At 73.2% G+C, this 14104-nt stretch carries 13 protein-coding genes; 4 read left to right on the top strand and 9 right to left on the bottom strand.

Annotated elements, in window-relative coordinates; all coding sequences use genetic code 11:
* Positions 1-43: 43 nt before the first annotated feature.
* Positions 44-1342, bottom strand: coding sequence for a cytochrome P450 (locus ACZ51I_RS02630; RefSeq protein ID WP_468871677.1), 1299 nt, complete (start codon positions 1340-1342; stop codon positions 44-46).
* A gap of 228 nt (positions 1343-1570) precedes the next feature.
* On the opposite strand from ACZ51I_RS02630, the gene ACZ51I_RS02625 reads away from it, so the two are divergent.
* Positions 1571-2749 (top strand): steroid 3-ketoacyl-CoA thiolase, encoded by a 1179-nt coding sequence (locus tag ACZ51I_RS02625; protein ID WP_468871021.1) that lies wholly within the window; start codon positions 1571-1573, stop codon positions 2747-2749.
* An 88-nt stretch (positions 2750-2837) separates the two neighbouring features.
* Here the strand turns inward: ACZ51I_RS02625 and ACZ51I_RS02620 are convergent, their stop codons facing one another.
* The 7 genes from ACZ51I_RS02620 to ACZ51I_RS02590 form a co-directional block, all read right to left on the bottom strand.
* The gene (locus ACZ51I_RS02620) at positions 2838-3239 is read right to left on the bottom strand and encodes an aggregation-promoting factor C-terminal-like domain-containing protein (RefSeq protein WP_468871019.1); all 402 of its coding nucleotides are present in this window, start codon (positions 3237-3239) and stop codon (positions 2838-2840) included.
* 286 nt (positions 3240-3525) lie between these two features.
* The gene (locus tag ACZ51I_RS02615; RefSeq protein WP_468871018.1) at positions 3526-4392 is read right to left on the bottom strand and encodes an ECF transporter S component; all 867 of its coding nucleotides are present in this window, start codon (positions 4390-4392) and stop codon (positions 3526-3528) included.
* Positions 4389-6302, bottom strand: a complete 1914-nt coding sequence (locus ACZ51I_RS02610; protein ID WP_468871017.1) for an ABC transporter ATP-binding protein — start codon at positions 6300-6302, stop codon at positions 4389-4391. The genes ACZ51I_RS02615 and ACZ51I_RS02610 overlap by 4 nt, the downstream gene beginning before the upstream one ends.
* Positions 6299-7408 carry an energy-coupling factor transporter transmembrane component T gene (locus ACZ51I_RS02605; protein ID WP_468871015.1) on the bottom strand — a complete coding sequence of 370 codons (1110 nt, stop codon included), beginning with the start codon at positions 7406-7408 and terminating at the stop codon, positions 6299-6301. Before ACZ51I_RS02605 ends, ACZ51I_RS02610 begins: the two co-directional genes overlap by 4 nt.
* Positions 7405-8079, bottom strand: a complete 675-nt coding sequence (locus ACZ51I_RS02600; RefSeq protein ID WP_468871676.1) for an SCO2322 family protein — start codon at positions 8077-8079, stop codon at positions 7405-7407. The genes ACZ51I_RS02605 and ACZ51I_RS02600 overlap by 4 nt, the downstream gene beginning before the upstream one ends.
* On the bottom strand, positions 8079-9329 hold the full coding sequence (locus ACZ51I_RS02595; protein WP_468871014.1) for a prenyltransferase/squalene oxidase repeat-containing protein: 1251 nt from the start codon (positions 9327-9329) through the stop codon (positions 8079-8081). Before ACZ51I_RS02595 ends, ACZ51I_RS02600 begins: the two co-directional genes overlap by 1 nt.
* Before the next feature lie 394 nt (positions 9330-9723).
* Complete coding sequence (locus ACZ51I_RS02590; RefSeq protein WP_468871013.1) at positions 9724-10797, bottom strand: MBL fold metallo-hydrolase; 1074 nt, start codon at positions 10795-10797, stop codon at positions 9724-9726.
* Between the two features lie 118 nt (positions 10798-10915).
* Here ACZ51I_RS02590 and ACZ51I_RS02585 point away from each other — a divergent pair, with 118 nt between their 5' ends.
* From ACZ51I_RS02585 to ACZ51I_RS02575, 3 genes are all read left to right on the top strand, one after another.
* Complete coding sequence (locus ACZ51I_RS02585) at positions 10916-12376, top strand: aldehyde dehydrogenase (RefSeq protein WP_468871012.1); 1461 nt, start codon at positions 10916-10918, stop codon at positions 12374-12376.
* Positions 12376-12612: a ferredoxin gene (locus ACZ51I_RS02580; protein ID WP_468871011.1), complete on the top strand. Its 237-nt coding sequence runs from the start codon at positions 12376-12378 to the stop codon at positions 12610-12612. The genes ACZ51I_RS02585 and ACZ51I_RS02580 overlap by 1 nt, the downstream gene beginning before the upstream one ends.
* Before the next feature lie 99 nt (positions 12613-12711).
* On the top strand, positions 12712-13245 hold the full coding sequence (locus tag ACZ51I_RS02575; protein ID WP_468871010.1) for a hypothetical protein: 534 nt from the start codon (positions 12712-12714) through the stop codon (positions 13243-13245).
* Between the two features lie 90 nt (positions 13246-13335).
* On the opposite strand, the gene ACZ51I_RS02570 is transcribed toward ACZ51I_RS02575, so the two are convergent.
* Positions 13336-13971, bottom strand: coding sequence for a TetR family transcriptional regulator (locus tag ACZ51I_RS02570; protein ID WP_468871009.1), 636 nt, complete (start codon positions 13969-13971; stop codon positions 13336-13338).
* Positions 13972-14104: the final 133 nt, after the last annotated feature.

Here is a 14104-nt window from a genome sequence, read left to right as displayed (position 1 = left end):
CGGACGTGGCCGATCGCCTTCCGGTTCCGCGGGTGCGGACGGGTCAGGCGGAGGTCCGGACCCGGAGTTCCTTCACCCCGTTCAGCCAGGCGGCCCGCAGCCGGCGTGGTTCGCCGGCGAGGGTGAGGTCGGGCAGGGCGTCGGCGATCGCGTTGAAGATCAGTTCGATCTCCTTGATCGCGAGGGACTTGCCGAGGCAGAAGTGGGGTCCGCCGCCGCCGAAGCCGAGGTGGGGGTTGGGGTCGCGGGTGATGTCGAAGCGTTCGGGCTCGGTGAAGACCTCGGGGTCGTTGTTGGCGGAGGAGTAGAAGAGACCGACCCGGTCGCCCTTGCGGATCTTCTGTCCGCCGAGTTCGGTGTCCTGGGACGCGGTCCGCTGGAAGGAGACGACCGGGGTCGCCCAGCGCACGATCTCCTCGGCGGTGGTCGCGGGCCGCTCGCGCTTGAAGAGTTCCCACTGGTCGGGGTGGGTGAGGAAGGCGTGCATGCCGTGGCTGATGGCGTTGCGGGTGGTCTCGTTCCCGGCGACGGCGAGCAGCAGCACGAAGAAGCCGAACTCGTCGGAGGAGAGGTTGCCCTGGCCCTCGGCCGCGACGAGCTGCGACACGATGTCCTGGGCGGGGCACTCCTTGCGGGCGGCGGCCATGTTCATCGAGTAGCCGATGAGTTCCATGGCGGCCTCGGCGCCGATCTCCTCGGTGATGGCGTACTCGGGGTCGTCGTACGCGACCATCTTGTTCGACCAGTCGAAGATCCGGGTGCGGTCCTCCTGGGGGACGCCGATGAGTTCGGCGATGGCCTGGAGGGGGAGTTCGACGGCGACCCGGGTGACGAAGTCGAAGGTGCCGTCGGCGTCCGCGCCGCGCTTCGCCTCGTCGACGATGGCGTGCGCGCGCTCGCGCAGGGCCCTCTCCAGGCTCCGGATCGCGCGCGGGGTGAAGCCGCGCTGGACGATCTGGCGGACCCGGGTGTGCTCGGGCGGGTCCATGTTGAGCATGATCAGCTTCTGGACCTCGATCTGGTCCCGCGTGATGTGCTCGTTGAAGCGGATGACGGCGGTGTTCTCGTTCGAGGAGAACAGTTCGGGGTGGGTGGAGACGTACTTGACGTCCGCGTGGCGCGTGACCGCCCAGTACCCGGCGTCCCCGAAGCCGGTGACGCCGGCGGGCTGGGGGCACCACCACACGGGCGCGGCCTGCCGCAGCCGGGCGAACTCCGGGAAGGGGACGCGGTCGCGGAGCAGGTCGGGGTCGGTGGCGTCGAACCCCTCGGGGAGACCGGGGAGCCCTTCGGGGAGGTGCCCCGAGGGGAGCCGTCCTTCGGGGAGGTGGGGGCAGGCCATCGGCAGCACTCTCCATATCTGATGGTCCATCAGAAGTCGTCGGGAAAGTTAGTAACGAGTTCTACAGGTAGCAAGGGGCGGAGCGGGAACTGTTGCGTCCCGGACCCTTGCGTACCGGCGGTAGCAGTCATAAGACTGCACTCAGAACTAGAACGCGTACTAGTTCCCCGTGACGCCGACCGACCGGGGTGCCGGGACATCCCGGTCGGTCGAGGAGAGGACGAGCTCATGGCCGCGGAACCCGTCATCGTCGAAGCCGTACGCACCCCCATCGGCAAGCGTGGAGGCGCACTCGCCAACCTCCACCCCGCCTACCTCCTGGGCGAGACCTACCGCGAACTCCTCGGCCGCACCGGCATCCACGCCGACTGCGTCGAACAGATCGTCGGCGGTACGGTCACCCACGCCGGCGAGCAGTCCATGAACCCGGCTCGCACCGCCTGGCTCACCATGGGCCTGCCGTACGAGACGGCCGCCACCACCGTCGACTGCCAGTGCGGCTCCTCGCAGCAGGCCAGTCACATGGTCGCCAACATGGTCGCGGCCGGCGTCATCGACATCGGGATCTCCTGCGGCGTCGAGGCCATGTCCCGCGTCCCGCTCGGCTCCGGCTCCAAGCACGGCCCGGGCAAGCCGTTCCCCGACGAGTGGAACGTCGACCTGCCCAACCAGTTCGAGGCCGCCGAGCGCATCGCCCGCCGCCGCGGGCTCACCCGCGAGCGCGTCGACTCCCTCGGCCTGCTCTCCCAGGAGCGGGCCGCGACCGCCTGGGCCGAGGAGCGCTTCAAGCGCGAGACCTTCGCCGTCCAGGTCCCCACCACCGAGGCCGAGCAGGCCGCCGGGCAGGGCATGTGGCGGCTCGTCGACCGCGACGAGGGCCTGCGCGACACCACCATGGAGGGCCTGGCCCGCCTCAAGCCCGTCATGCCCACCGCGGTCCACACCGCCGGGAACTCCTCCCAGATCTCCGACGGCGCCTCCGCCCTCATGTGGGCCTCCAAGCGCATGGCCCGCGCCCTCAAGCTCCGCCCCCGCGCCCGGATCGTCGCCCAGGCCCTCGTCGGCGCCGACCCGCACTACCACCTCGACGGGCCGATCGACGCGACGCGGGCCGTCCTCGGCAAGGCCGGGATGAGCCTCAGGGACATCGACCTCGTCGAGATCAACGAGGCCTTCGCCTCGGTCGTGCTCAGCTGGGCGCAGGAATTCGAGCGGGACCTGGACGGGCTCACCAAGGTCAACGTCAACGGCGGCGCCATCGCCCTCGGTCACCCCGTCGGCGCCACCGGCGCCCGGCTCATCACCACCGCCCTGCACGAGCTGGAACGCGCCGACAAGGAGTTCGCCCTCATCACGATGTGCGCGGGCGGGGCGCTCGCGACCGGGACGATCATCCAGCGGCTCTGACCGGGCCCGCCGCCGCGCAAACGCCGCAGGCCCCGCCCCTCCGTGAGGAGGGCGGGGCCTTGCGGGTGCGCGGTGCGGCAGTGGTGTCTCAGTACCAGCCGTTGGCCTGCCAGAACGCCCAGGCGGCGTTCGGGGAGCCGTAGCGCTCGTTCATGTAGTTGAGGCCCCACTTGATCTGGGTGGCCGGGTTGGTCTTCCAGTCGGAACCGGCCGTGGCCATCTTCGAGGCCGGCAGGGCCTGGACCAGGCCGTAGGCGCCGCTGGACGAGTTGGTCGCGGTGTGGTTCCAGTGCGACTCGTGCTCGACGATCTTGCTGAACGAGGCGTACTGCGAGGCGGGGACGATCTGACGAGCGAGCTCCTGCGGGCTGGCGGCCGAAGCCGAGCCCGTCGTGCCCAGCACCGCACCCGACGCACCCAGCAGCACGGCTGCGGAGGCGGCGATCTTCTTGTTGCGGGCAGAGACACGAGTGGTGAGCGAGCGGATCAAGGTATCGACCTAACGTCGGGGACAAGGGGCGCGCCAGGCGTTTTCGGCAAGCCGGAACCAGAGCCCGGGAGACCCGGGAGCTGGGGGGAACCGGCCGTCCGAGGCGCTGCGATGAGCACCGGCTGCCTGGCGACGTCCACCAGACAAGCAGGGCCGGAACGCCGATGCAACGACCCCCTGTACGAGGGAGGTTCGGACCCGGGGGGTCGGAGGACCGTGCCGGGTGTGCCATATTTCCGCAGGTCATGGACCCTTGTGGGGGGATTTGTACCGTCCTGCCGGTCTACTATTCCGATTCGTACGTGACGTAGGTCCTGTGGGGCGCCTCACCCGGGGAGGGCCCTTCCGGGGCCTCGAATGTGACCTGGGCCTCGAAGTTCGCCCGCCGCGTGGCCCGCCGGAGCGCCCTCAGGAGCGGGCCGCCGACGGTGAGGGTCAGAACGACCGTGAGGGCGGCGCGGCCGAGGTCCCAGCCGAGCGACGTGGCCAGGACGTAGGCGAGGAAACGGACCAGGTTCTCGTGGAGTGGGGCGCCCGGCTGGAAGGCCGCCCCGCTGTTCGGGGCCAGGATCAGGACCCAGCCCTGCAGATTCATGACCGTGCCGTACGCGAACGCCGCCACGAATCCGTACGCGGACAGCAACAGCAGCTCGGCCCGCCCCCGCAGCCGGTCCGGGCCCGGAAGCAGCCCCGCGCCCATCGTGAACCAGCCCATCGACAGCATCTGGAACGGCATCCACGGGCCCACCCCGCCCGTGAGCAGCGCCGACGCGAACATCGTCACCGACCCCAGGACGAAGCCGAAGCCCGGCCCGAGGACCCGGCCGCTCAGCACCATCAGGAAGAACATCGGCTCCAGACCGGCCGTCCCGGCCCCCAGGGGGCGCAGCGCGGCGCCCACCGCGGCGAGCACGCCCAGCATCGCCACCGCCTTCGCGTCCATCCCGCAGTCCGCGATCGTCGCCACCACCACCGCGACCAGGAGCGGCAGCAGCGCAGCGAACAGCCACGGCGCGTCCCCCGCATGCGAGGTCACGGCGGAGCCGGCGTCCGCGAAGAGGGGCCAGCAGAAGGCGAGGACCCCGACGAGGGAGACCAGGACCAGCGCCGCGACCGAGCGGGGGCCGAGGCGGACGGGGCGGGTCGTCTTCACAGGGCCGCCTCCACCTGCTCCACCGTGAGCCACGGCTGCGGGGCCAGGATCTTCGCCACCTGCGGCGAGAACGCGGGCGAGGACACCACGACCTCGGCCGTCGGGCCGTCCGCGACCACCTCGCCGTCCGCGACGATCACCACCCGGTGCGCCAGCTCCGCCGCCAGCTCCACGTCGTGCGTGGCCAGCACGATCGCGTGCCCGTCCGCCGCGAGCGCGCGCAGATGGGCCACCAGTCGGGCCTTGGCCGCGTAGTCCAGGCCGCGGGTCGGCTCGTCCAGCAGGAGCAGGGGCGGGCGGCCGGTCAGGACGACGGCCAGGGCGAGCGCGAGCCGCTGGCCCTCGGAGAGGTCGCGGGGGTGCGTGCCGTCCGCCACCCCCGGCAGCAGCTCCTCCACCAGCGCCCGGCAGGTCCCGGGCTTCGCGCCCGCGTCCGCGTCCGCCGCCGCGCACTCGGCGGCGACGGTGTCCGCGTACAGCAGGTCGCGCGGCTCCTGCGGGACCAGGCCGACCTGGCGGATCAGCTCGCGGGGGTCGGTGGCGTGCGGGACCCGGCCCGCGACCCGGACGGTGCCGGAGGTCGGCTCGATCATGCCCACGAGGGTGGAGAGGAGGGTGGACTTGCCGGCGCCGTTGCGGCCCATGAGGGCGACGGTCTCGCCGGGGGTGACGGCCAGGTCGACGCGGCGGAGCGCCTCGACGCGGCCGCGGCGGACGGCGAGGCGGTCGACGAGGACCAGGGGGGTGGGGGTGGGGGCGGGGGTGGCGGGGGTCTGGGTCTGGGTGCGGCGTCGTCGGAGCAGGGAGAAGCCCCCAACCCGCCCCTTCCCGAAACCGGGGCTCTGCCCCGGACCCCGGCCGGCACGTGCCGAACGGACTGGATCGCCTCCTTGCCCGGACACGGGGGCTCCGCCCCCGGACCCCCGCGCCTCAAACGCCGGCGGGGCTGATGTGGCCTCCCGCGCCTCAGGCGCCGACGGGGCTGAATCGGCCTCCCGCGCCTCAAACGCCGGCGGGGCTGATGTGGCCTCCCGCGCCTCAGGCGCCGACGGGGCTGAATCGGCCTCCCGCACCTCGGACGCCGGCGGGGCCGGGGTCGCGAACCGGCCCTCCAGCCTCGCCTTCAGCTCACCCGCCCGCCGCCTCGCGTCCCGTACCGTCAGCGGCAGCGGATCCCAGCCCGCCAGACGGCCCAGGGACACCACCGGCGGGTGCACCGGTGACACCGCCATGATCTCGGCCGGGGGGCCCATCACCGCCTCCGGCAGGAGGAGGACCTGGTCCGCGTACTGGACGACCCGCTCCAGGCGGTGTTCCGCCAGGAGGACCGTCGTCCCCAGGTCGTGGACCAGGCGCTGGAGGACCGCGAGGACGTCCTCCGCCGCCGACGGGTCGAGCGCGGAGGTCGGCTCGTCGAGGACGAGGACCTTGGGGTGCGGGGTCAGGACGGAGCCGATCGCGACCCGCTGGCGCTGGCCGCCGGAGAGCGTCGCGATCGGACGGTCGCGCAGCTCCGCGAGGCCCAGCAGGTCGAGGGTCTCCTCGACGCGGCGCCGCATGACACCGGGCGCCAGCCCCAGGGACTCCATGCCGTACGCGAGCTCGTCCTCGACCGTGTCCGTCACGAAGTGCGCGGACGGGTCCTGCCCCACCGTGCCCACGAGGTCCGCGAGCTCGCGCGGCGGATGCGTGCGGGTGTCGCGGCCGTCGACCGTCACCCGCCCGGTCAGGGTGCCGCCCGTGAAGTGGGGGACGAGGCCCGACACCGCGCCCAGGAGGGTCGACTTGCCGACGCCCGACGGGCCCACGAGCAGCACCAGCTCGCCCTCCGGGATCGTGAGGTCCACGTTCCGCAGGGTCGGCCCGGCGTTCTCCTCGTACCTCACCGAGACGTTCTCGAAGCGGATCACGGGTTCTCCTTCGGTACGGGCGCCACGAACGCCGGGATCAGGCCCACCAGGACCGACACCGCCGGCCACAGCGGCAGCTCCGGCGCCTCCAGCGGGACGACACCGGGGTGCAGCGCCTCCGGGGCGTACGCGTTCGCCCAGATCATCAGGACCGCGGCCGCCACCCCGGAGCCCGCCACCAGCCACGCGCGCGTACCCCAGCGGTCGGGCCGGTAGCGCGTACGGACCGTCCGGCGCCCGCCGAGCCGGAGCCCGGCCATCGCCGCGAGCAGCCCGGCGCCGAGCAGCGGAAGCCCGTACCCCGCGCCCTCCGCCGCGAGCAGCCCGTACGAGCCGGCGCACACGCCGAGGAGCCCGCCCAGGGTCAGGACGTTCGTGGTGCGCCGTACGGAGGCGGGGACCCGGGCCGTCCGGCCGTAGCCCCGCGCGTCCATCGACGCGGCGACCGCGATCGATCGCTCCAGGGCTCCTTCCAGGACCGGCAGGCCGATCTGGAGCACCGCCCGCACCCCGCCCGTGGGCCGCCCCCGCAGCCGGCGGGCGGTCCGCAGCCGGACCACGTCGGCGACCATGTTCGGCGCGAAGGTCATCGCCACGACGACGGCCACCCCGGCCTCGTACAGCGCCCCCGGCAGCGACTTCAGCAGCCGCGCCGGGTTGGCCAGCGCGTTCGCGGCGCCCACGCAGATCAGCAGGGTCGCCAGCTTCGCGCCGTCGTACAGCGCGAACACCAGCTGCTCGGCCGTCACCCGGCCCCCGATCCGCACCCCCTGCACCCACTCGGGCAGCGGCACCTCCGGCAGGGTGAACAGCGCATGCTCACCGGGAAGGGGGGAGCCGAGGAGGAGCGAGAAGACGACCCGCAGGGCGACCACGAACAGGCCGAGCTTCACGAACGCGCCGTACGAGCGGGCCCACGGCGCGTCCGTGCGGCGGGCCGCCACCACGTAACCCGCCACCCCGACGAGCAGCCCGAGCAGCAGCGGATTCGTGGTCCGGGAGGCGGCGACGGCCAGGCCGAGCGCCCACAGCCACCACGCACCCGCGTGGAGGGCGTTGGCCCGGCTCGCCTCGGGAGCCGTCAACACGCTACGGGCCGTACTCATCCGCGCCGGCGGGCCTTCCAGATCGCCGCTCCACCGAGGGCCAGAACGGCCGCCCCGCCCGCGAGCACGCCGAAGGACGGGCCGCCGCCGTCGGATCCCCGGGAAGCCGCCGAAGCCGTCGGCGCCGGGGTCTTCCCCGCGACGCCCGACTCGCCGGCCTCCACCTGCTCTCCGCAGCCCCGTGCCGGGTAACCGGCGATCCCGCACAGCATGGCCGCGCTGTCGTACCGCAGCGGCTTCGCCACCGCGGCCAGCGCCTCCGCGCCCGTCGCGTCCTCGCGGACCTCCGCGCAGCCGACCTTGACCGGCTTCTCCGGCGGTGTCTCCCCGTGCGGCGCGTCCGCGGGGCCGCCGAAGTCGACGACGACCGCGACCCGCTTGGTGCCGTCCTTCTTCTCCACACCCCCGCAGACTCCCGGGAAGTCCGGGACGACGGAGGGCAGGGAGGTGTCGTCCGTGCCGTCGCTGACCGCGAAGCGGAAGCCGAGGGAGTCGCCGTCGGCGGGCCGGGCCGTCGCCGGGCCCTGCGTGGCGTACGTCCAGGGCTTTCCGCCGTCGCTCTCCCAGAACGACCAGTAGCGGTAGCCGGCCGCCTGCGCCGGAGCCGCCGCGACCGCCGTCACGGTCAGGAGCGCCCCCGTCGCGGCGCCCGCGAGCCGCACCCCCCGGATCACTTCTTGCGGCCGCTCACGAGGAAGCCGATGCCGACGCCGACGACCGTGCCGATGCCGATGATCCACCAGAGGTCGAAGCCGGAGTCCTCGTCGTCGGTGGTGGAGGTGGCGGAGGTGTCCGGGGTCTTGGGCGCGGGGCCGGTGGCGTTGAGCTGTTCCACCAGGTCCGCCGTCCCGAACTCGCGGGGATCGGTCTCCGTCGCGCGGGCCGCCAGGATCAGCTGCGCGTAGGCGGCCGGGCCGCCCTCCTTCGCCCACGCGGCGGAGTTCTTCTCCAGCCACGTCAGGGCCGGCTCGGCCTCCTTGGCGGCACCGGAGGCGCCGAGCGCGACGACGGCGTCGGCGGTGTTGCCGATGTCGGGCTGCTCGGTGGTGTCGGTTGCGCCCGGCATCGGCGGCAGGGTGAGGTGGCCGGTCTTCGCGAGGGCCTTCGCCAGGTAGGAGGCGCCGTTCAGCGCGGCCCGCTCGACGGTCGGCTTCGACAGGTCGGTGCAGACCGGCGGCTGCTCGGGGGAGGCCTTGGTGGCGATGACGCTCTTGCCGAGCCCGGCGAGGGTGGCCGCCGCGGTGGCGTCGGCGTTGGCGAGGAGCTTGCCGGTCTTGTCCGGCTGGTACGCGAACGCTCCGGCGCCCCCCTCGTCCGAGCAGGGCAGGGCGAAGCCGAGGAGCGCGTCGTACGGGGAGCGGCCCTCGGCGGAGGTGTACGTACCGGGCCGCTCGCCGATCGCGGCGAGCGCGCCGACGACGACCGAGGTGGAGTTCGCGTCGCTCGCGCCGCCGGCGCCGTAGCCCCAGCCGCCGTCCTTGTTCTGCACGGTCCGCAGCCAGCCGGAGCCCGCCTTCACGGCCGTGTCGATCTTCTCCGGGGCGGCGGCCTGGTGGCGCACGGCGCGGAGCGCCTGGACGGCGACGGCGGTGGCGTTCGTGTCCCGCGTCGTCTTCGCGTCACAGGGCTTCGACACGTCCGCGCGGTACGAGGCGAAGGACCCGTCGGCGCACTGCTGGCCGAGCAGCCAGTCCACGGCCTGGTCGGCGGGCTGGTAGCCGGTGGCGCGCTGGGCGAGGAAGGCGAGCGACTGGCGCCAGACACCGTCGTACGTCGGGTCCTTCGTGCCGTACAGGCCGGGCGGGAGGGAGACGGCGGAGGGCGTCGGCGACGGTGCGGCGGAGGCCGCCCCGGCTGCTCCGGTGCCGAGCACGGATGCGGCGGCGGCGAGCGCGGCGGCGCCGCGGCGGACGGTGTTCATGGGGCCCTCTCCTGCGGCCGGGCACCGGCGCGCCACGGGGGCACCAGGCTCCGGCTCCGTATTCCTCGACGGTGCCGGCGGTCACGTCCCCGAAGCAGAGCCTGGGGAAGGGTCAGTGCCGGATTTCCCCCGGCTTCCCCCCGTACGGGCATGATGACGACCCGCTCACTCTACCGGCCGTACACCCGCCGCCCCGGGGTGGGAGGCGCCTCACACCGGGCGCGGAAGCGGGTCCGCCGACCCGCTGCTGGGAACCGGACCGCTGTGCCATGCCGATGGCCGCCTTCCTCGCGGGCGGTGGGTGGCGATCCCGGTGCCGGTACTCGGCGGCGGCGCCTCCCCGCTGGTCCTGGGCATGTCCCTCATCCGCCTCTTCGAGGCCCGAGCCGGGCCCTCATACCGCGACGTACGTGACCGGGTCCGTGCCCGCCACCGGTTCCGCGCGGCCGAGCTTCACCAGGCGGCGGACGTGCGCCTCGGCCTCGCTGACGGCGATGTTGCGGGAGCCGTACGGGATCTGCTCCCAGGGACGGTTCCACTCCATGCGCTCGGCGAGCTGCCAGGGCGTGAGCGGGGTGGCGAGGAGGCCGAGGAGGCCGGTGAGGCGCTCCTCGTGGTGGTCGAGGAGCTCGCGGACCCGGCCGGCGGCGTCGGTGAAGGCGTACTGGTGGGCGGGGAGGACCTCGGCGACCCCGAGCCGGCCGACGCGTTCGAGGGAGTCGAGGTAGTCGCCGAGGGGGTCGGTGGCGGATGGGTGGCCCTGCTCGAACGGAGTGGAGAGCTCGGGGGAGTCGTCGGGGTCCTCGTACAGGCCGATGTGCGGGGAGATCTCCGGCAGCAGGTGGTCGCCGGAGAAGAGCCGGCCGTGGCCGGGCAGCCGGGAGGGGTGCTCCTCCTCCAGGTGCAGGCAGACGTGCCCGGGGGTGTGGCCGGGGGTCCAGATCGCGCGCAGCCGCCGCCCCGCCAGGTCGAGGAGTTCGCCGGGGACGATCTCCCGGTCGGGGAGGGCGGCGCGCAGGCCGGGCAGGGTCCGCGTCCGGCCGGAGGAGCGGGCGGCCCGCAGCGGGGCGATGTGGTCCTCGGGGGCGCCGACGGTGGTGAGTTTGCGGGCGAGGTAGTCGAACCAGGTGCCCGGTTCGGCCTCGCGGGTGCGGCGGACGACGGCCGTGTCGGCGGCGTGCATGGCGATCCACGCCCCGGACTCCTCGCGGACCCGGCCCGAGAGGCCGTGGTGGTCGGGGTGGTGGTGGGTGATGACGACCCCGTGGATCTCCCGCGCCGAGAGGCCCAAGGCGGTGAGCCCCGCGGTGAGTTCGGCCCAGGAGGCCGGGTCGTCCCAGCCGGTGTCGACGAGGACCGGACCGCGGCCGGTGTCGAGGACGTGGACCAGGGTGTGGCCCAGCGGATTGTCCGGGATGGGCACCCGCAGGGACCAGACGCCACCGCCGTGCTCGGTCACCTGAGTCATGAGCGTCCTCGTCTCTGCGCACCGGTACGACCATTGCCCACCATAACTAGAACTGGTATCAGTTCTGAAGCATCGTCAGGAACTCAGGGCAATTCCTTCGCCTCGGGAGGCAGCGGTCATGACCGAGCTTGTGCAGCACGGAAAGCTGTTCATCGGCGGGGAGTTGACCGATCCGCTCGGAAGCGGGCTCATCGAGGTGATCTCCCCGCACACCGAGCAGGTCATCGGCCGCGTCCCGCACGCCTCCGAGGCCGACGTCGACCGGGCCGTGGCCGCCGCCCGCCGGGCCTTCGACGAAGGGCCCTGGCCCCGGATGACGGTCGAGGAGCGGATCGCCGTCGTCACCCGCGTCAAGGACGCGATCGCCGCGCGGTACGAGGAGATCGCCCGCTCCATCAGCGCGCAGAACGGCTCCCCGTACTCCTGGTCCGTCCTCGCCCAGGCGCTCGGCGCCATGATGGTCTGGGACGCGGCGATCACCGTCGCGCGGGACTTCCCGTACGAGGAGCGGCGCGGTGGCGTCCTCGGGCCGCTGCTCGTGCGGCGTGAACCGGTCGGTGTCGTCGCGGCCGTAGTCCCTTGGAACGTGCCGCAGTTCACCGCCGCCGCCAAGCTGGGGCCCGCGCTGCTCGCCGGCTGCACGGTGATCCTCAAGCCCTCGCCGGAGACGCCCCTCGACGCGTACATCCTCGGTGAGATCGCCGCCGAGGCCGGGCTGCCCGAGGGGGTGCTGAGCATCCTGCCGGCGGGCCGTGAGGTCAGCGAGTACCTCGTCGGCCACCCCGGTGTCGACAAGGTCTCCTTCACCGGCTCGGTCGCCGCGGGCAAGCGGGTCATGGAGGTCGCCTCCCGCAACCTCACCCGCGTCACCCTCGAACTGGGCGGCAAGTCGGCCGCCGTGATCCTGCCCGACGCGGACCTGGCGACCGCCGTCGCCGGGATCGTCCCGGCCGCCTGGATGAACAACGGGCAGGCGTGCGTGGCCCAGACCCGCATCCTCGCGCCCCGCGCGGGGTACGAGGAGATCGCCGAGGCCCTCGCGGCGGCGGCCGGCGCGCTCGTCGTCGGCGACCCGCTCGATCCGGCCACCCAGGTCGGCCCGCTCGTCGCCCGGCGCCAGCAGCAGCGCTCCCTCGACTACATCGGCCTCGGCCAGGCGGAGGGCGCCAAGCTCCTCACCGGTGGCGGCCGCCCGGACGGCCTCGACCGGGGCTGGTACGTCGAGCCGACCCTCTTCGGCGACGTCGACAACTCCATGCGGATCGCCCGCGAGGAGATCTTCGGCCCCGTCATCTGCCTCCTGCCGTACGGGGACGAGGCCGAGGCGCTGCGGATCGCGAACGACTCCGACTTCGGGCTCAGCGGCAGCGTCTGGACCGGGGACGTGGAGCACGGCATCGACTTCGCGCGGGGCGTGCGCACCGGCACCTTCAACGTCAACACCTTCAGCCTCGACATGCTCGGCCCCTTCGGCGGCTACAAGAACTCGGGCCTGGGGCGGGAGTTCGGCCCCGAGGGCTTCGGCGAGTACCTGGAGCACAAGATGATCCACCTGCCGGCCGGATACGGGGACGCGTGATGGGTGACCGCTGGCACGTCGAGGTCGACCGGAGCGTCTGCATCGGCTCCGGCATGTGCGTCAACCACGCCCCGGACGGCTTCCGGTTGGACGCGGCCCGCCAGTCCCATCCGCGTGAACCGGAGACGGACGCGGGCGAACGCCTCCTCGCGGCGGCGGAGGGCTGCCCGGTGGAGGCCATCCTGATCACCCTGGCGGACGGCGGAGAGCCGGTGTTCCCGCCGGAGGACGACTGACCGCAGCCCGGTTCGCGCCGCCCTGCCGTTCCCACGTGCAAAACTAGGCCCTTGGTCACGGGGGCAAGGGGCCTTCGTGCGCGCGGATTTGGGAGTGTTGTGCGCAAGGCGATGTGGGCGGCCGCGGCCGCCGGTGTGGTGCTGCTCGTCGCGGGCTGTGGCAGCGAGGGCGGTACGGACAAGGGCGGCTCGTCCTCGGCCGGTTCGGCCACGACGGGCGGCTCCGGCGCGGGCGGTTCGAGCGAGGAGAAGCTGGACGCGGCCGCGGTCGAGAAGGCGATCGGCGACGCCGCGACCGGGGCCGGCTTCACGCGGGACGCCTCGGGCGAGGCCGTGCCGCCGGCGCTGAAGGACTGCATGGTCTCCTGGACGGCCGACGGCGAGAAGGCCACCGACCCCAAGAAGTCCTACGCGGACACGGTCGCCACCCTGACCGGCGGCGGCTGGAAGGAGGGGAACTCGGTCGACCAGATGGGCTCGCAGGTCAAGTCCCTGACGAACGGCACCTGGATGCTCCAGGCCAGCAACCACTCCGGGGGCCCGCTCAAGCTGGTGATGTTCGTGGCCACCGACGCCGGCCCGGAGTGCGAGGCGGTCCTGAAGGCGGAGAACGCCAAGCACACGAAGTCCTGACCGAGGCGGCGTCCGCGCTGCCCTCCTGACGGGGCCGCTCGCGTCCCCGCCGGGGGTGCGGGCGGCGTGGCCGGGGGCGGGCGGTGCCGCTCAGGCCGTCGTCTTCGGCGTCGGCTCCGGCGCCGTCAGGCCTATCAGCCGGCAGACCGTCTCGATGTCGATCTTCACCTGTGCGATCGAGGCGCGCCCGGACAGCCAGGTGATCAGCGCCGAGTGCCAGGTGTGCTCGATCACCCGGACCGCGGAGAGCTGGCTCGGCGTCGGGTGCTCCGCCCCCATCGCGTCCAGGATGATCGCGGTCGTCAGCCGGGAGACCGTGTCGACCTCGGGGCTCACGCTGCGGTCCGCGAAGGTCAGCGCCCGCACCATCGCGTCGGCCAGCTGCGGTTCCCGCTGGAGCGCCCGGAAGGCGCGCATCAGGGTCTCGGCGACGCGCTCCGCCGGGTCCGCGCCGGCGGGCGGCCGCTTCCGCAGCGTGGTGTGCATGTGCTGGAGCTGGTCCTGCATGGTCGCCACCAGCAGGTGGATCTTGGAGGGGAAGTAGCGGTAGAGGGTGCCGAGGGCGACCCCCGCCGCCTCGGCGACCTCCCGCATCTGCACGGCGTCGAAGCCGCCCCTGGCCGCGAGCTGGGCGCTGGCGTTCAGGATGCGGCGGCGGCGCGCCTCCTGGCGCTCCGTGAGGGGCGGCGACGCGGGTCTGTGGTCCGCTCTGTTGTCTGCGGTCATGAGGTCCCGTTCCGTGCGGTGGGGAGCGACAGTATGGCGGTGCGGCCGCCGTGGCGCGAATCACCCGTTCCGGCTCTCACCACGGAGCTACCTGCCGGTAGATTCTGTCCTCCTTGATCAGGCGGACGTTCAA

The organism is Streptomyces sp. NPDC034084, from assembly GCF_055575535.1.
This window is presented reverse-complemented; position numbering and strand designations above follow the sequence as displayed.

Coding starts and splice junctions, on each gene's coding strand:
- ACZ51I_RS02630 (WP_468871677.1), bottom strand. CDS start 1,342: ATGGCCTGCCCCCACCTCCCCGAAGGACGGCTCCCCTCGGGGCACCTC.
- ACZ51I_RS02625 (WP_468871021.1), top strand. CDS start 1,571: ATGGCCGCGGAACCCGTCATCGTCGAAGCCGTACGCACCCCCATCGGC.
- ACZ51I_RS02585 (WP_468871012.1), top strand. CDS start 10,916: ATGACCGAGCTTGTGCAGCACGGAAAGCTGTTCATCGGCGGGGAGTTG.
- ACZ51I_RS02605 (WP_468871015.1), bottom strand. CDS start 7,408: ATGAGTACGGCCCGTAGCGTGTTGACGGCTCCCGAGGCGAGCCGGGCC.
- ACZ51I_RS02570 (WP_468871009.1), bottom strand. CDS start 13,971: ATGACCGCAGACAACAGAGCGGACCACAGACCCGCGTCGCCGCCCCTC.
- ACZ51I_RS02580 (WP_468871011.1), top strand. CDS start 12,376: ATGGGTGACCGCTGGCACGTCGAGGTCGACCGGAGCGTCTGCATCGGC.
- ACZ51I_RS02595 (WP_468871014.1), bottom strand. CDS start 9,329: ATGAACACCGTCCGCCGCGGCGCCGCCGCGCTCGCCGCCGCCGCATCC.
- ACZ51I_RS02590 (WP_468871013.1), bottom strand. CDS start 10,797: ATGACTCAGGTGACCGAGCACGGCGGTGGCGTCTGGTCCCTGCGGGTG.